Source organism: Neobacillus drentensis (genome assembly GCF_021560175.1).
In the GTDB taxonomy this organism is placed as follows: domain Bacteria; phylum Bacillota; class Bacilli; order Bacillales; family Cytobacillaceae; genus Neobacillus; species Neobacillus drentensis_A.
In genome coordinates, this window is sequence record NZ_CP091110.1 from 4,570,336 (window position 1) to 4,586,144 (window position 15,809).

Sequence of the window (15,809 nt, forward strand, 5' to 3'; positions counted from 1 at the left end):
CACCTTTTTTCCCTAAAATACCATCTTATCTTGTAAAAAGCTAACTAATTCCGAGATAGGGAGGCGGGTCTGTTCCATTGTATCCCGGTCACGGACTGTAACCATGTTGTCTTCTTTTGAATCAAAATCATAAGTGATGCAAAATGGTGTACCGATTTCATCATGACGGCGGTACCGTTTACCGATCGATCCTGCTTCATCATAGTCAACGGTAAAGCGTTTAGATAGATCAGCAAATACCTCTCTGGCCTCTTCAGACAGTTTTTTCGATAATGGCAGCACTGCAGCTTTATAAGGGGCTAGTGCCGGGTGAAAATGCATGACGGTTCTAGAGGTACCATCTTCAAGCTGCTCTTCATCATACGCATCAATTAAGAAAGCTAGTGTTACCCTGTCAGCACCAAGCGATGGTTCAATACAGTATGGTACATACTTTTCATTTGTTTCCGGATCTAAATAATGGAAATCTTCGCCTGAAAATTCCATATGCTGTTTCAAGTCATAATCTGTTCTTGAAGCCACGCCCCACAATTCGCCCCAGCCAAACGGAAATTTAAATTCAAAATCAGTTGTCGCGTTACTATAATGGGAAAGCTCATCTTCTGAATGGTCACGAAGTCTGATATTTTCCTTTGTAAGACCTAGAGATGATAACCAGTTCTCAGCAAATTGCTTCCAATAATCAAACCATTTTAATTCCTCACCAGGTTTGCAGAAGAATTCAAGTTCCATTTGTTCAAATTCTCTGGTTCGGAAGGTAAAATTCCCAGGTGTAATTTCATTACGGAAGCTTTTACCGATTTGCGCAATACCAAACGGCAATTTCTTTCGCATTGTCCGCTGAACATTTTTAAAGTTAACAAAAATACCCTGAGCAGTTTCTGGACGCAGGAATATTTCATTTGTACTCGTTTCCGTTACGCCTTGGAACGTTTTAAACATTAAATTGAATTGACGGATACCCGTAAAATCGTGGCTGCCACAATCAGGACAAGCAATATTATGTTCCTTAATTAATTCTTCCATTTTTTCAAAAGGAAGACCATCTACTACCAACTCTATTCCTTTTTCATCGAGAGCATTTTCAATTAACTTATCAGCACGATGACGAGCTTTACAGTTTTTACAGTCAATCATTGGATCATTAAAATTACCAATATGACCTGACGCTTCCCAAGTTCTTGGGTTCATTAAAATACTTGCATCTAAGCCAACATTATAGGGAGACTCTTGAACAAACTTTTTCCACCAAGCTTGTTTGATATTATTTTTAAATTCAACACCCAATGGACCGTAATCCCAAGTGTTTGCTAAACCACCATAAATTTCTGATCCAGGAAAGATAAATCCTCTGTGCTTTGCATGTGAAACGATTTGTTCCATTGTTACCTTCATTGTTTTTTCGCTCCTTTTTTAAAAATAAAAAGTGGAATTTCGTCATAATACGGCAGCTAGACAATAAAAAACTCCCGTCCCTATGCTTGATTAAGCATAGGGACGAGAGTTACCCGCGGTTCCACCCTATTTGCTGCTATGAAAGCAGCCTCCTTAAATTGTGTTTCTTCAACACGATTGCTCAGGAATGCCTTCATTAGTGCTCTATACCCTAGCTTCCACCATCCTAGGTTCGCTTTTATAGAGAAATCTAATTACTACTTTCCGTCACCGCAAATATTTTTTATTAAAGAAATAGTAACGAAAACTTCTTACATTGTCAACAAGGCATTTATAACAGATTGCGAAAATGATCCATTGAATTAAGAAACTTTTTAGATTTAAGGTGGAGACCTGAATATTCATCATAATAGGCGGTGATTATTTTTTTCAATTCAGCCTTCGTTTCGTCTTTAACTGAAATATTTCCTAATCTGGAAAGATCAAAATAATAAAATAGCCGTAATAATTTAACAGTCGCTGGTAATAATGGAAAATGGTAAGGATCCTTTTCCTTACAGCGATGACAGATAAAACCGCCTTCCCGAATTGAAAATGAAAAATGACCGTCTGTACTGCCGCAGACAGAACACTTATCTAAAACCGGGTAGAGTCCCATGACATTTAACATCTTCATCTCGTAAATATTCATAAGAATATCGGGATCGAAACCTTCATTCAGATAATGAAGGGTCTGATTGAGTAATTCAAAATGATAGGGGTTTGGTTTTTTATCTTCCGTACATCTATCTGTTAATTCAACAATATAACTGGCATAAGCTGTTAAAAAAATATCTTCCCCAATCGAACGCAAGGAAGTAATGATTTCTCCCTGCTGCAAGCTCCCTAAACCAGTACCTATTTGCAGGAGAAAATATCCATGCGTAAAAAGCTGGGAAATGGAGGAAAGGCGGCTATTTGGCTTTTTGGCTCCGCGTGCCATTACGCCAATTTTACCACCTTCCCTAGTATATAACGTGACTATTTTATTTGTTTCTCCATAATCTGTGGTTCTAATGACAATGCCCTCATATTTCTGAAGCATTTTTTGCCACCTTCTATCATACGTGCGAAAACAAACTTATGAAACGGGAAAATCAATTTGTGCTAGATCTTCATTCTGATTTCCGGGTATTTCTTGGTTTTCCTTCTCAAGTTCTTTGAAGAGAAGATATGTGTCAATATTACCTGTTTGGAGGAATACTTTCCACGTAAAATCCATCATCGAAAACCCCACCTTTCATTATTTAGACTAGCCTAATGTTAAATCCCAAACCTTATCATTATCATAGCCTGCCTTAGCCAAAATATAAGACGAAATAATTGTTAATGTTGTCCATGCATAATCTTGTTTAAGAGTTAATATTTTAATTAGGGTTTACTTAATATTCATCTTCATTGAAGCCATAATCACGGAGTTGGGACATTTTATTACGCCAATCTTTCTGTACCTTAACCCAAAGCTCCAAAAATACTTTCGAGCCAAGGAGATTCTCAATATCTACTCTGGCGCGTTTACCGATTTCTTTAAGCATGCTCCCTTGCTTGCCAATAATAATACCCTTTTGTGAATCTCTTTCTACAATCACCGTAGCCATGACATGAATAATATCCTTATTTGGCTGGCGTTCCATTTTATCCATCACGACTGCCAAAGAGTGGGGAATTTCCTCCCTTGTTAAATGGAGTGCTTTTTCCCTAATTAATTCTGTAATAATAAACCGCTCCGGATGATCGGTTACTTGGTCTGCAGGGTAATATTGCGGCCCCTCAGGTAAGAATCCTTTAATTTGCTCTAATAATCGTTCAACATTATTTCCTTCCAATGCAGAGATTGGAACGATTTCTTTAAAGTCATATTTTTCTTTATATGATTCAATAATAGGCAGCAATTCATCAGGGTGAATTTGATCAATTTTATTAATTACGAGAAAGATAGGAGTATTGACAGTTTGGAATTTCTCAAGTATAAATTCTTCACCCCGGCCAAATCCTTCTTCAGCATTTACCATAAATAAGACTAAATCAACTTCTTTGAGTGTATTCTGTGCTACCTTCATCATGAAGTCGCCCAATTTGTGTTTCGGTTTGTGGATACCTGGTGTATCAATAAAGATCATTTGAGCATCAGGCAGGGATAACACCCCTTGAATTTTGTTTCTTGTTGTTTGCGGCTTATCACTCATAATGGCGATTTTCTGGCCAATTACCCGATTAAGAAAAGTTGATTTTCCGACATTTGGTCTTCCTATGATGGAGATAAATCCTGACTTGTATCCGTTTTCATTCCCTTTAGTTTGCATGTAAATCCTCCGGAGAAAAGGCACCAGGAAGTAACTCCGCTACCGTCAATTCTTTTACATCACCTTTTAGGTTGGTTAAAATGATTTTCATGTCACTTGGGCATAGCTCAGATATTACCTGCCTGCAAGCCCCGCATGGCGAACAAGGGCGGTCCGTATCAGCAACAACGGCCATCATATGATAATCCCGGTCACCTTCAGAATAAGCCTTAAAAAGGGCTGTACGTTCTGCACAATTACACATACTATAAGCGGCATTTTCAATATTGCAGCCATGATATACTTTTCCATCAGTCGTTAACAACGCTGCCCCCACTCCAAACTTAGAGTATGGAACATATGCTTTTTCTCTTGCTTTTTTTGCTTCTTCCATTAATTGTTCAATATTCACAAAAACGTCTTCCCTTCCAGCAGGAATCTGCTGTTTCTTTATTTTACCGCAAATTTTAGAGAAAATCATTACTTGTAGCGAAATAGTAATAAAAAATTTTAAAAAGTTAGAATTTTCTCATAATGTAACTTGTCTTTTTAAAACAAATTATTTTAGTTATTTTACCGAAATGATCCTTACATTTCAAATTGATTAAAATTAGGTTTATTTTTACCTCTTTCTAGAACTGTTTCAGGACATAGGGTAAATAGATAATGATACCCACAATAACCGCCAAAACCGCATAAACAAACACAGCTCCAGCAGCAATATCTTTGGCTTGTTTTGCAAGCGGGTGATATTCGGCGGTTACAAGATCTACTACCCGTTCAATGGCTGTATTCATTAATTCCAGGGCAAACATTCCCCCAATCGTGAAGAGAATGAGGAGCCACTCTATTTTAGAAATTGAAAAATAAAACGATAACCCTAGAACGAGTATCGAGCTTATCAAATGGAACCGCATATTTCTTTCCTTCTGAATCGCTGTGAGAACTCCTGCAATTGCAAACGAAAAGGAACTCACCGAGATAAACCGTTTCCTTTTATCGTGTGAGTCCATAATCGTTCAAAATTTCCTTTTGCAAAGTAAACATTTCTTTTTCATCTTTTTCTGTCATGTGATCATAGCCCAAGAGGTGGAGGAATCCATGAACAGCCAAAAATCCTAGCTCCCGCTCAAAAGAATGGCCATATTCTTCAGCTTGCTCTTTTGTTCTTGGAACCGAAATAATAATATCGCCTAAGATGCGCGGCATATCTATTCCAGATAGTTCCACCTCACCCTCACCAAGTTCTTCCATCGCAAAGGAAATAACATCTGTCGGGGCATCTTTATCACGATAATCACGGTTAATTTCATGAATCCGCTCATTTGAAACATAGCTTATCGATACCTCACTATGCTCTTCAATCTGCTGGGTTTTAGCTGCAAAATTGATTAATCTTTCTATTTCAAGCATTTGCTGCTCGGTCAATTCATTTGTTTCGTCAACACTGTCAATAAGTAAGGTCATGCTTGCTTCACCTGCTTTGTATTTGTTAATTCTGGATACTCAATCCTTGAGTGAAAGATCCCTTTTAATGTCTCACATAATGTGTGGGAGACCGTTTCAATTTCTTTCATCGTAATATCGCATTCGTTTAACTGCCCATCTTCAAGCCGTTCCGTAACTATTTTTTTTACAAACGTATCGATTAATTCCGGTGTAGGCTGTGATAAAGACCGTACAGCTGCTTCAAGACTGTCCGCAATACCAACAATCGCAGATTCCTTCGTTTGCGCTTTTGGGCCTGGATAGCGGAATTCCTCTTCTTTCATAGTTGATTGACCTTGAAGAGCTTTATGGTAAAAGAATTTTAGCAATGTGGTTCCATGATGCTGCTCGGCAATATCAATAATTTCTTTTGGCATGTGGTATTTCCTTAATATTTCCGCCCCATCTAAAACATGAGCTATAATAATAGTTGCGCTTTTTTCAGGAGGCAGCTTATCATGGGGATTTTCATGATTTATTTGGTTTTCTATAAAGAAGTTTGGCCTTTTGGTTTTCCCAATATCATGGTAATAACTCCCCACCCTTGCTAAAAGACCATTAGCTCCAATCGCTTCACATGCTGATTCTGCTAAATTAGCAACCATTACACTATGATGATAGGTTCCTGGTGCCTCCATTAGGATCTTCCTTAGGAGTGGATGATTTGGGTTAGACAATTCAATCAGCCTGATGGTTGAAAGTATTCCAAAGCTTGCTTCAAAGAAAGGTAATACCCCAACAGTCAACACAGCAGAAATGACCCCGGATACAAGTGCTGTAATTAGATAATAGCCGTACTCAATCCCAGAGTACTGTCCATTTGGAAGGAGCATTAACGCAGCAATCGTTAATATATTAATCAGTGATGCGATGATACCTGCTTGGAATATTCTTGAACGGCGATTTTGGCTGTTTAAAAACAGAATAGCCGCAATACTGCTAAAAAGGAAGTAAATTCCTACTGAAAAATTAAGTGTTCCAGTAATCCCTTCATTAAAAAGGATACTCCCGCAGACAGCCATAAGAACGGACATAAAAATGGCCAGCTTTTCATCAATTAATATTTTAATCAACATTCCGCTCATGGCGGCCGGAAAAATATAACCGATCCCATCAAAATTAAAAACCTGAAGCATACTAATAATTTTCATTATAAAAATCGAGAAAATGAAAATAATCCCATACAACAATAAGTAGGTCTGCCGCTTTTCAGGGAGCGATTTCATTTGATGAAAATAGTAATAAATAGCCGAAAGGGTAATGGAAATTAACAGGACTAAGCCAATCAAGGGCTTATATGAACGATCATTGTTAATCAGCCCTACCAATTTCAATCGCCGATAGATATCCTGATTAATTAATTCTCCTTCTTCGGCAATTATTTGTCCTTGAAGAATTTTTACAGGTTCCACATTTTCTGCAGCCTGTTGTCTTAGTTCTTCTGTTGCGTTAGAGTCATAAAATTCGTTTTGGATAACAGCATATCTTCCTAATTCAATCGCTGCTAATTTTAATTCATCATTTAAGGTAGTGTATTTTAATTCTTCTTCTACCCTTTTCTTAGCATTTTCCACCTCATCAGCAGAAATTCTTTTGGTCATCACATTATTGATGGCGGTGACCGTTAAATCTTTTGCGATCGCTAGTTCATCATTATTGGCGTGAATTAAGGCGGCAAAAACCTGATTAGAAAGCTCTTTCGATACACTAGATGTTAATTTTGCTTTTAATTGTGACTCTTTATCAGAATCACTGGGCTCCTCATTGGTGGTTGATTCATCAGAACCTGCTTCTTCCTGTTTTTTCATTGCTTCCTTAATTTCATTATTAACCTCGTTTGCTGCTTGGAAGATAGACGTGATTAAATCCACCCGATTTTGCGTATACTCATTTTTCAAAGCGTATACAGGCTGTACCTGATTAATGGCCTCTTTGCGCTTGGTTTCGGTACTTTCCTTATCTTCTACTGTTGCAGGTGAACGAATCGTATTTTCTGCGACTGAGAACAAGCTTAACTCTAGTTTTTCGGGTTTCACATGGTTGTAAAGCGCCCCGACTAAAACAATTCCTAGTACAATAAAAAATAAAATGCGAAAAAAAGTAAAGTCAAGTAATTTTCGTATCCGTATGAAGTTCTGCTGTAGTTTATCCAACTAAATCCCCCCAACCACGGCCCATCGATCATTGTTATAGTAAAAGACTAACAAAAATACTACTAGAAAATGCGCTTTATGTAAAATCATATCAGTTTTGCAGGAAATTTTCACCTTTAAAAGAAAAATTTGTTTAAATATGGAAAAAGGATAAACCCATAAGGTTTATCCCAACTTCTTTTTTTAGTGCTGATTACCCTTTTTTTCGTACGCTTCAATGATCCTGCCGACAAGGGGATGCCGAACAACATCACTTTGTTCTAAAAAGATAAAGGAAATCCCTTTTACATTTTGCAAAATCTCTTCTGCTACAATTAAGCCGGATTTGGCGCCTTTAGGTAAATCGACTTGCGTTTGGTCACCGGTAATCACCATTTTTGACCCAAAACCCAACCTAGTCAAGAACATTTTCATTTGTGCCTGAGTCGTATTTTGTGCCTCATCTAAGATAACGAAAGCATCATCTAATGTACGGCCACGCATGTAGGCAAGAGGAGCAATTTCAATTGTTCCCCGTTCAATAAGCCTTTGGGTATGTTCTGCCCCTAAAACATCGTTTAACGCATCGTAGAGAGGTCTTAAATAAGGGTCCACTTTCTCCTTTAAATCACCTGGCAGGAAACCGAGGCTTTCCCCTGCTTCCACAGCAGGTCTTGTTAAAATGATTCGATTTACTTGCCCTGATTTTAGAGCATTCACGGCCATGACAACTGCAAGATACGTTTTTCCGGTCCCGGCTGGTCCAATTCCAAACACCAAATCATTTTTCTTTATGGCTGTGACATAGTGTCTTTGTCCAAGCGTCTTAATTCGAATTGTTTTCCCTTTAACATTTTTGCCGATTTCTTCTTCATATAAATTCACAAAATAATCCAAAGTACCTTTCTGTGCCATTTGAATGGCATATAGGACATCTCGTTGACTTATATTTATACCTTTCCGGATTACAAAAATTAACCTGTCGATTATTTCGCCTGCTAAAGTGACTTGCTCTTCATCACCAGATAAACTGACAGATTCTCCTCTTGTAATAATCGATACATTGAGCGCTTCTTCAATTGTTTTTAGGTTTAGGTCAGAATTTCCGAGCAGCGTTATAGCTTCTGCCGGATTTTCTAACTGCACATTAATGGTTGTTAATTTCTCTGTCATCAGGAGTCTCCTTGGAAATCGGTTGTCCGACTGCAATGTTTTCAATTATCTTAAAATGGATATCTAGTATAACTTTACCATTTTCTATTGCTTTGTGTAAAATTTTTTCATCTTTTATCATAGCATCCTCATCTAGACTGCTTTTTATTTGTTTTTTTGCAAGTTCTACTGCCATTTTTTCAGCCTCGCTAGTAGAATAACTCCGTTCGTACACTTCTCGCTCTCGGATTGTTTTATTCACATAAGAAATAGGCAAATCCCAATTTAAAAAACGAATTTTATGCACATTCTTTTCTGTCTCATAATGCTTATACTCAGGTTTCCCAAAACCCCAAATAGGTACTTCTAACTTCCCTAATAAAAGGGAATGTTTTTGTTCTTCCTTCCCATTATAGACGTTAAATTTGGTGACGAGCGGAAGCTCAACATGACTTTTATACCATGTTTCTCCCCAAACTTCACCTTTAGCAGCAGTAATTTCAGGTTGATCTTCTTTTCCAAATGCACCAGAAACGAGTAACTGGCCTTTTTCAACATGATCATGAATATCAACCATCTTTTGCCCGCTTTCCACAAACATTTTTACAATGATGGCCTTCTTTTTTGCAATAAGATTTTGTGGCGAAGATTGCTCAGGTTTTTTAGGTTCATTTTTTTCTACTACTTGCAGATGGTAGGTTGTCCCCTTTAATTCCACACCAACCCATGTTAAGGCGCCAATATTATTGGTCAATTGTCTTTGGATTCCCTCAACGTTGGCAACAAGAAATTGGACTTTTCCAATTTTAACGCCCATCTTGTCCAATTCTTTACGAATTTGATACTCAGTTGCTGGTTTTGCCCCCTTAATTTCAATTCCCCAAATCATATTAGACAGGAGCAAAATAATAAATAAAAAGGCGGCGGCTCCCAACATAAAGCCGCTGTTTTTCAACAACCTTTTAAGTAGAAATGGGGCACCGCTACGCTGTAAAAAAGTAATTTTGCATTCACTTTTCCTTGCAAACCTTCTTATCTTAAGGGCATCTTGAACCCGCATCTTGAATGTAATGGTCTCAGTGCCATGCCGTTTGACATGCCAAATATGTAAACCGTTTCTTGTTAAAACATTTAAAAAACGTTCGAGCCCTTTGCCAGATACTCTTACGGTAACTCTGCCATAGAGAAATTCAATCCACTGGTTTTTCATTTTGTGCCTCCCGCATCTTCATTTATATAAATGACCTGATCTATCTTTCCTTGCAATAAAATTTCTTCAGGCAGAATGGTTTTTATGACAAACCCCTTACCTTTTATTAACAATTGGCCCTGTTTTAACAACAAACGGAGTTCTTTATCAGTAAAAGACAGCAGGCCGCGGTGATTTTCTACATATATATGGATATGTCCAATCATTGTAATTCGTGGCAGGTCCATCATGACATCTTGAGGAAGATCCATTTTATTAGCCATCCAATTTCGAACACGCTGGCCCCATTTTTTTGCCATAAAAAAGAACCCCCTTTCATCTCATATTTATGAAATGAAAGAGGGTTCTAGCACCTTTTTTATAATAAAACTCCCAACCTAGCCGGCTATTATAGGCTGCGTAAAAAGGGGGCGCGGGATTTTCCCGCAGCCGCTGTGTCAGAATAGCCTCAAAGGTGTTGAAAATACAATTTTATTTACACCTGATAGTTGATTATTGTATATTTTATAATCCACACTATTTATCACTGTTTTCATATATCTTCCCTAGAAAGAATCCATTTACTTCAGTGAGTTTACCTCTCCAGAGTATGTCCCCCTTTGAAGGTGTCGGTTTGCTGTCTCCACAGTATACCTTGGTTTCTTTCATATGGATGAAGTTCGCTTCCGAGTCGATATCAGATTGGGTTGATTTTCCGGCATTACTAAGCTGTTCGCTTAACATTATCGCAATATCATCACCATCTTTAAATATTTCACTCAATGTGTCAAAATATTCCTTGGCTGATATTATAGTTCCGGTAATAACCGACCCATTTACATTTAGGGTAATATCTAAGGAGAAATTATGTTTATTCGCTGCTTGTACGAAAAACTCAAGAATGTTGTCTTTTGTTGGACCAGAACCAATACTCATTATTAGCTCTCCTTTCTCAATCCATTTAGGAGAAGATAGGTATCCTCATCCTCGTTAAGAACTGTGTAACTATCCTTGTCCGCATTGGCTGGCTTAGTGGATTTTGATCCTTTGTTACCTGAGTTACCTTTATTGTTTTTGCTGGATTTAGTATTCTTCTTACTATTATTTGGATTTTCATCCTGTTTACTTTCTTCTTGATTTTTATCGTTTAGTTTTTTTTTACCTTCATATTCGCTTTGGTCCTGGCTTACTTCCTCATCATCAGAGTCAGCGTCGTCTTCAGAGTCAATATTTTCGCTGTCCTCTTGATCTTCTGCGTGAGAGTTTTCTCCGCTGGAACCTTTTTGTTGTGAATCTTTTTTGAGTTCATCTTCATTTCCTTCATTTGAAGATTCTTCGTTTTTACTTTTACCTTCTTTATCTGGGTTTCCGTCTTCCTCATCTTGGTCAGATTCTTGGCTTGCTGAGTTCTTTGTACTATTACTCTGGCCTATTGCTAGGGTACTGTTCGTCTCGTTATCTCTATTACTCTTTTTTTGGCCCGCTTGAGAATGATCTTTGTTTTCTAAGTGATCAAGTTGGCCATTCTGTGTGCCTGCCTCGGTTTCTCCTTTACTTTGACCTTCCTGTGTAACCTCTGCCTTTTCTGAACCTTCTTTTTTTTGGCTTTGTTGGGAACCTTCTTGGTTTTCTTTCTCATTAGCGGTTAGCTGTCCTTGTGCTTCTGAGTTTTCTTCTGTTTCATTCGAATTTCCTTTATTTCTATCAGGCTTTTGCGTGCCACCCTGTTTTTCTTCAAGCATTTTAGCCAGCAACTCTTCAATTTTGCCTAATCGACCCTGTAATTGTTCATTTTCTTTCTTTACAGCTTCATAATCACTGTTTTTTGGTTCATCTTCGTTACTGGACTCACCTTGGCCTTTAACTTGGGTTTGTCCACCACCTTCACTTTTTGCTAGGCCCTCGGATTGAGATTGCTCTTTTTCGCTATCCATTGGGCTCTCGGACTGTGATTGAGATTCCTCACTTTCCTTCTGGGCCTTTGATTGAATCTGTGTTCCCTGTCTATCCCCTTTGGTACCTTCTAACTTAGATTGAGATCCTTCACTATCCTGACCGCCGGATTGAAATACCGTCTCATGTCTTTTCAAAGGTCCCTGTAAATGAGATTCTGATTCCTTGCCACTCTCTTTGCTTGCAGACTGATTTTGAGATCCTTGATTACTCTTTAATTGTTCAGATTCCTCACTATCCTTCTGACCCTTTGTTTCAGATTTCCCCTTGCCGCTGCCCACCTGGTCTTGTTGTGTACCTTCCTGTTTTGTGCTCATTACATTTGATAAGGAAGACCCTTTTCCTGATTCGCTGTTTTTCTCTTCCTTCATTTGGACTTGGCTCTGGCCATTTCCATCCATTAGCTTCATCAGCATTCCTTCTAATCTATCAAGTCTGTCATTAAGACTGCCGCTTTCTTGATTGGATTTCTGTTCATTCTTATTCGAAGACTTATTTTCAGCCCCCGCTGACATTCCATTGCCGTTGGTTTCCTCTATTGAATCCCCATCTTGTTTGCCAAACAGTTTTGAAGTTGAATTTTTAATGGTAACAACGGCATTCTTTGATTTCTCCTTCACTGCCTGTCCAATCCCGGATCCGGAGCTTTTTAATTTATCCACAGAAATCGTTTCCCTAACCTTTTTGCCGTTCTCAGGGGTTGCCAAATATCCAACAGCTGCACCAATCATACCGCCTGCGATTGAACGTTTAAGCGTGCCGCTGTTTGAGCTGTTTGTGTTTTGTGTTTCCTCTGCTTCATTTTGAGTGTTGTTTGTTTCATCTGTTTGGTTTTCCATTTTTTTAGTTTCTGCCATTTAAAAAACCCTCCAATTTTAGTTTGATATATATATAGAAAAAAATCTTACAAGCCTGGGCGTTACCTATGCTGATTTCTGGCCTACTTTTTGTTCAATCAGCTTCGAAAGCAATTCTTCTAAGCGATCTAACCTTTCATTGACGTTTTCATTGCCTTCCTTTCGAGACGATTTCTTTGATTGTTTCGCACTTTTCTTAACACCGGACTCAACACTTGTTTCATTTTCAGCCGTTCCATCCTGTACTTGGGAGTATCCTTCTACTAAAACATCATCTTTTTTATGAAATAGCTTGCCGATAGAGCCGACTGCTTTTTTTGATTTTTCCTTTACGGCCTGTCCGATGTCAGAGCCAGTGCTTTTTAATTTATCCGTTGGTACCATCTCCAGCAGTTTTTTTCCATTCTCAGGAGTCGCCAAATATCCGACTGTTGCTCCAATCAAGCCGCCTGCTAAAGAACGTTTGATCTGGCTGCCGTTTGTTCCTTTCTCGTTTTTGGTTTCATCTGTCTTGTTTTGTTGGTTGTCTGTTTCGTCAGTTTGGTTTTCGTGGTTTTTGGTTTGTTCCATGATAAAATCCTCCTTATTAATAATTGAAGTCTGGTGAATTTAAGCGGTTCGTGGAGATACTTTTTTCAAGAGATTCAACCCGTTCCAGAAGCCTCTTATTCTCTTCCTCAAGCACTTTGTTTGTGTGTTCTGAGGCTTTAGAGGTTAAATATGGATCGGTTTCCCACCAGTCCATGCCAATTTCTTTTGCCTTATCAACAGAAGCTACAATCAGGCGGATTTTAATGGTAAGCAGTTCGATATCCGCAATCCCTACTGTAATATCACCAGCAATGACAACACCCTTGTCCAGTATTTTTTCAAGTACGTCTACAATAGTACTTGATTGCATGGAATGTTCCATTTAAAATTCCTCCTTTCCTGGTTTAAAGTAAGCTTCCTAAAGGACCCAAATCGATGTTCAAATCTTTATCATCAAGGCCAAAAATTTCTTTTAATTCTTCCATTTTTTCTTCAAGATTCATTAAAGCGACACCCAGGTTTTCAATTTGCTCATCTGTCAGCGTCCCGCCTTCAACCCTTCTAATGGCATGCCGTTCTACAATTTGCCGCAGCAGCTCAATGACAGTTAACACTAACTGTGCTAATCCATGTTCTGCATTATCCGGATCCAGATTAATCTTTCCATTTGGTGTTTGGCTGGCCGGTTGCATCAATCAATGCCTCCCTCTGTGTATCAAATTCTTCTGAGGATACAGTTTTACGGTTTTGAGCTTGAACCAAAGATTCAACCGACGCAATTAGGAGCCGCAAATCCAGGTAAACAAGATCAATCCCGGCAATAGAGATAACTAAATCTGCTTTTATCGCTACACCCTTATCAAGAATGACATCCAAAATATCAATTAACGCGATATCCTTGTTTTCAATTGATTCCATTACAGACATATGCTTGGCCTCACTTATGAAACGCTGGAAAAATGGTAAGCAGGCCATGGCCCCGTTGCCACAAACAGCCATCCTCTTTCCTGCATAAAATTTTGATATTGTTGGATTTTTTCCCTGAATGGCTCCACTTGCGATTTAGTAACAAGATAGACACCGTTCCATGGCATCTTCTCTTGCCTGCCTGTCACCTGGCTGCTCCAAGCTCTTTTCACATTAGCTTTTAGCGCCAACTTAGCTAAATCCGAGTGGACTTGCTCACTCACCTTGTTTTTCTCTTCCTCAAGCTGCAAATCTACCAATTTTTCAAGCTTTTTCTTTTCGAAAAATTGCCGTCCTTTTGGCAGCTTGCTGATTTCTTCCCGTTTCGCCTCTATCACGGTGTTGCTTTCACTTACTTGTTTTTTTAGGAGTTCATCCTGACAGTAAATTTTCAAATTCCATTCTTCATTTCCGGAAATTCTGTCAAACGTCTCCAGTATTTTGGGTTCATTCGCCTTTACCGTCGTCTCCAAATTGGCTTTATTTTTATAAAGAGTACAAAACTTCAATGGGATCACCGTGATCATCGTTGATAGATGCATTAACGTTTCATGATGATGAAAGGCCTTTTCCTGCAGCCATTCCATATCACTGTTGATCAGGTCTTGAATACTGTCTTCCGAGTATTGTCCCGATTCAAGGTTACAAACAATTGCGGTAATTTCGTCTAACTGAATCGTGTATAAATTACTGGTACCATCAAAGCCTTTTAAAAATGATATCGAGTTCTTAACTGCTTCGGCGGTGGGAATTAATCCATATAAATAAATTAGACCGTCCATCTTCTTTGCCTCACTTTTTCTTTGTCATCTGTTCCCATTGTTCCATTTCCCTTCGTTTAGCTACTTCGTATCTTATTAACAGCTCTTCTTCCTTTGCTTTATAGGCATCTTCTGGAATATCACCAAGTTCAAACATCATTTGAAGTTGAATCAGCTTTTGTTGAATGGTGGGAAGGTGGTACAATTCTTTATCAGCCTCTTCTTTCACCTTTTCCGCGATTTTGATCACGAGGTTAATCGGTGCAGAAACTAACTTGTGAAGCATCAGGCATCGACGGTTAATCTGATATTCACAAAGTTATATGCAGGCCATGGGCCGCTATAGCTGAATTCAACTTTATCGTCCCATTTGTCATGTGCTTCATTTACTTTTTGGTCAAACAAAGCTTCTTTGTCCCGATCTACCAAAAAGGACGCATTTAACAGCATCTTCTCACTTGTTGGCTCAGTGGTTTTGGCTGCAACTGCCAGTTCCTTTAAAGGCTCGAACACCTTCTGTGCTGCATCCTGCCTTAGCGAGGCGACAATTTTCTGGGCAGCTCCTCCTAATTGCACCCGCTCGTAGTAGCTAGCGGCTTCTGATTTGCCCTGAACCGCCTTCGTCAATTTTTCAATCTGTGTATTTCCGTTCACCTGTGATTCCAGCCATTCTTTTTTTCCAATTACTTTTAATCCAAGTTCTACCTTCCCTTTGATTTCAGGAAACAGTGTTTCAAATTGCGGATACAAGTTTTCGAGCAGCACCCCTACATCTTCTTTCGAATGAAATACATTCCCAAAGCTGACCGGGATAACCGTGTCATTTCGTTTCATTACGTGCGAAACCGCATTTTGGTGCATCAATAAATTATCTTTGTTAGGGTGATAGATTTTCATTGGCACTTCGGCTGCCACCATTGCGGAGTCTTTATAGCGAATCGTAAACAGTTCTCTTTTTTCACCTTCGATTTCAATTTCTCCGAAGTTCTCATCCGAAGCTGTCTGTATTCCGCAAAAGATATAAATTCCCACTTTTTCCTCTTGGCTCATGGTAAAACTCTCCT

At 38.7% G+C, this 15,809-nt stretch carries 20 protein-coding genes and 1 other annotated feature; all 20 genes read right to left on the minus strand.

What is annotated here, in order from left to right; translation table 11 throughout:
* Positions 1-12 precede the first annotated feature (12 nt).
* The 20 genes from L1999_RS21770 to L1999_RS21865 all read right to left on the minus strand — a co-directional run bounded on the left by L1999_RS21770 (position 13) and on the right by L1999_RS21865 (position 15,795).
* Positions 13-1,395, minus strand: a complete 1,383-nt coding sequence (locus L1999_RS21770) for a glycine--tRNA ligase (RefSeq protein WP_235740472.1) — start codon at positions 1,393-1,395, stop codon at positions 13-15.
* Between the two features lie 95 nt (positions 1,396-1,490).
* Positions 1,491-1,675: a binding site (T-box leader), on the minus strand.
* A gap of 51 nt (positions 1,676-1,726) precedes the next feature.
* Complete coding sequence (gene recO, locus L1999_RS21775; RefSeq protein ID WP_235740473.1) at positions 1,727-2,479, minus strand: DNA repair protein RecO; 753 nt, start codon at positions 2,477-2,479, stop codon at positions 1,727-1,729.
* A 36-nt stretch (positions 2,480-2,515) separates the two neighbouring features.
* Complete coding sequence (locus L1999_RS21780) at positions 2,516-2,659, minus strand: YqzL family protein (protein WP_098529956.1); 144 nt, start codon at positions 2,657-2,659, stop codon at positions 2,516-2,518.
* Positions 2,660-2,816: 157 nt separating this feature from the next.
* Positions 2,817-3,737, minus strand: a complete 921-nt coding sequence (era, locus tag L1999_RS21785; RefSeq protein WP_215043684.1) for a GTPase Era — start codon at positions 3,735-3,737, stop codon at positions 2,817-2,819.
* A complete protein-coding gene (gene cdd, locus L1999_RS21790; RefSeq protein ID WP_430540051.1) occupies positions 3,727-4,110 on the minus strand; it encodes a cytidine deaminase in 384 nt (127 codons plus the stop codon). Before cdd ends, era begins: the two co-directional genes overlap by 11 nt.
* 238 nt (positions 4,111-4,348) lie before the next feature.
* Complete coding sequence (locus tag L1999_RS21795; protein ID WP_235740475.1) at positions 4,349-4,729, minus strand: diacylglycerol kinase family protein; 381 nt, start codon at positions 4,727-4,729, stop codon at positions 4,349-4,351.
* Positions 4,713-5,183, minus strand: a complete 471-nt coding sequence (gene ybeY / locus L1999_RS21800; RefSeq protein ID WP_235740476.1) for an rRNA maturation RNase YbeY — start codon at positions 5,181-5,183, stop codon at positions 4,713-4,715. The genes L1999_RS21795 and ybeY overlap by 17 nt, the downstream gene beginning before the upstream one ends.
* Positions 5,180-7,357 (minus strand): HD family phosphohydrolase, encoded by a 2,178-nt coding sequence (locus L1999_RS21805; RefSeq protein ID WP_235740477.1) that lies wholly within the window; start codon positions 7,355-7,357, stop codon positions 5,180-5,182. Before L1999_RS21805 ends, ybeY begins: the two co-directional genes overlap by 4 nt.
* A gap of 183 nt (positions 7,358-7,540) precedes the next feature.
* Positions 7,541-8,509, minus strand: coding sequence for a PhoH family protein (locus tag L1999_RS21810; RefSeq protein WP_235740478.1), 969 nt, complete (start codon positions 8,507-8,509; stop codon positions 7,541-7,543).
* On the minus strand, positions 8,484-9,698 hold the full coding sequence (gene yqfD, locus L1999_RS21815) for a sporulation protein YqfD (protein WP_235740479.1): 1,215 nt from the start codon (positions 9,696-9,698) through the stop codon (positions 8,484-8,486). The genes L1999_RS21810 and yqfD overlap by 26 nt, the downstream gene beginning before the upstream one ends.
* Positions 9,695-9,997, minus strand: a complete 303-nt coding sequence (gene yqfC, locus L1999_RS21820) for a sporulation protein YqfC (RefSeq protein ID WP_215043698.1) — start codon at positions 9,995-9,997, stop codon at positions 9,695-9,697. The genes yqfD and yqfC overlap by 4 nt, the downstream gene beginning before the upstream one ends.
* Before the next feature lie 217 nt (positions 9,998-10,214).
* Positions 10,215-10,613 (minus strand): gas vesicle accessory protein GvpU, encoded by a 399-nt coding sequence (gene gvpU / locus L1999_RS21825; protein WP_235740480.1) that lies wholly within the window; start codon positions 10,611-10,613, stop codon positions 10,215-10,217.
* A 2-nt stretch (positions 10,614-10,615) separates the two neighbouring features.
* Complete coding sequence (gene gvpT / locus L1999_RS21830) at positions 10,616-12,487, minus strand: GvpT/GvpP family gas vesicle accessory protein (protein ID WP_235740481.1); 1,872 nt, start codon at positions 12,485-12,487, stop codon at positions 10,616-10,618.
* Between the two features lie 66 nt (positions 12,488-12,553).
* Complete coding sequence (gene gvpT, locus L1999_RS21835) at positions 12,554-13,057, minus strand: YtxH domain-containing protein (RefSeq protein ID WP_235740482.1); 504 nt, start codon at positions 13,055-13,057, stop codon at positions 12,554-12,556.
* Between the two features lie 16 nt (positions 13,058-13,073).
* A complete protein-coding gene (locus tag L1999_RS21840) occupies positions 13,074-13,400 on the minus strand; it encodes a gas vesicle protein (protein ID WP_235740483.1) in 327 nt (108 codons plus the stop codon).
* Between the two features lie 22 nt (positions 13,401-13,422).
* Complete coding sequence (locus L1999_RS21845; RefSeq protein WP_235740484.1) at positions 13,423-13,710, minus strand: gas vesicle protein K; 288 nt, start codon at positions 13,708-13,710, stop codon at positions 13,423-13,425.
* Positions 13,673-13,945 carry a gas vesicle protein gene (locus L1999_RS21850; RefSeq protein WP_235740485.1) on the minus strand — a complete coding sequence of 91 codons (273 nt, stop codon included), beginning with the start codon at positions 13,943-13,945 and terminating at the stop codon, positions 13,673-13,675. Before L1999_RS21850 ends, L1999_RS21845 begins: the two co-directional genes overlap by 38 nt.
* 14 nt (positions 13,946-13,959) lie before the next feature.
* Positions 13,960-14,766 carry a GvpL/GvpF family gas vesicle protein gene (locus L1999_RS21855; protein ID WP_235740486.1) on the minus strand — a complete coding sequence of 269 codons (807 nt, stop codon included), beginning with the start codon at positions 14,764-14,766 and terminating at the stop codon, positions 13,960-13,962.
* A 10-nt stretch (positions 14,767-14,776) separates the two neighbouring features.
* A complete protein-coding gene (locus L1999_RS21860) occupies positions 14,777-15,031 on the minus strand; it encodes a gas vesicle protein GvpG (RefSeq protein ID WP_235740487.1) in 255 nt (84 codons plus the stop codon).
* A complete protein-coding gene (locus tag L1999_RS21865) occupies positions 15,031-15,795 on the minus strand; it encodes a GvpL/GvpF family gas vesicle protein (RefSeq protein WP_235740488.1) in 765 nt (254 codons plus the stop codon). The genes L1999_RS21860 and L1999_RS21865 overlap by 1 nt, the downstream gene beginning before the upstream one ends.
* Between the last annotated feature and the right edge of the window lie 14 nt (positions 15,796-15,809).

Bases quoted from the DNA above. Each gene is read 5' to 3' on its own strand.
- L1999_RS21770 (WP_235740472.1), bottom strand. From the start codon at position 1,395: ATGAAGGTAACAATGGAACAAATCGTTTCACATGCAAAGCACAGAGGA.
- recO (WP_235740473.1), bottom strand. From the start codon at position 2,479: ATGCTTCAGAAATATGAGGGCATTGTCATTAGAACCACAGATTATGGA.
- L1999_RS21780 (WP_098529956.1), bottom strand. From the start codon at position 2,659: ATGATGGATTTTACGTGGAAAGTATTCCTCCAAACAGGTAATATTGAC.
- era (WP_215043684.1), bottom strand. From the start codon at position 3,737: ATGCAAACTAAAGGGAATGAAAACGGATACAAGTCAGGATTTATCTCC.
- cdd (WP_430540051.1), bottom strand. From the start codon at position 4,110: ATGGAAGAAGCAAAAAAAGCAAGAGAAAAAGCATATGTTCCATACTCT.
- L1999_RS21795 (WP_235740475.1), bottom strand. From the start codon at position 4,729: ATGGACTCACACGATAAAAGGAAACGGTTTATCTCGGTGAGTTCCTTT.
- ybeY (WP_235740476.1), bottom strand. From the start codon at position 5,183: ATGACCTTACTTATTGACAGTGTTGACGAAACAAATGAATTGACCGAG.
- L1999_RS21810 (WP_235740478.1), bottom strand. From the start codon at position 8,509: ATGACAGAGAAATTAACAACCATTAATGTGCAGTTAGAAAATCCGGCA.
- yqfD (WP_235740479.1), bottom strand. From the start codon at position 9,698: ATGAAAAACCAGTGGATTGAATTTCTCTATGGCAGAGTTACCGTAAGA.
- yqfC (WP_215043698.1), bottom strand. From the start codon at position 9,997: ATGGCAAAAAAATGGGGCCAGCGTGTTCGAAATTGGATGGCTAATAAA.
- gvpU (WP_235740480.1), bottom strand. From the start codon at position 10,613: ATGAGTATTGGTTCTGGTCCAACAAAAGACAACATTCTTGAGTTTTTC.
- gvpT (WP_235740481.1), bottom strand. From the start codon at position 12,487: ATGGCAGAAACTAAAAAAATGGAAAACCAAACAGATGAAACAAACAAC.
- gvpT (WP_235740482.1), bottom strand. From the start codon at position 13,057: ATGGAACAAACCAAAAACCACGAAAACCAAACTGACGAAACAGACAAC.
- L1999_RS21840 (WP_235740483.1), bottom strand. From the start codon at position 13,400: ATGGAACATTCCATGCAATCAAGTACTATTGTAGACGTACTTGAAAAA.
- L1999_RS21845 (WP_235740484.1), bottom strand. From the start codon at position 13,710: ATGCAACCGGCCAGCCAAACACCAAATGGAAAGATTAATCTGGATCCG.
- L1999_RS21850 (WP_235740485.1), bottom strand. From the start codon at position 13,945: ATGTCTGTAATGGAATCAATTGAAAACAAGGATATCGCGTTAATTGAT.
- L1999_RS21855 (WP_235740486.1), bottom strand. From the start codon at position 14,766: ATGGACGGTCTAATTTATTTATATGGATTAATTCCCACCGCCGAAGCA.
- L1999_RS21860 (WP_235740487.1), bottom strand. From the start codon at position 15,031: ATGCTTCACAAGTTAGTTTCTGCACCGATTAACCTCGTGATCAAAATC.
- L1999_RS21865 (WP_235740488.1), bottom strand. From the start codon at position 15,795: ATGAGCCAAGAGGAAAAAGTGGGAATTTATATCTTTTGCGGAATACAG.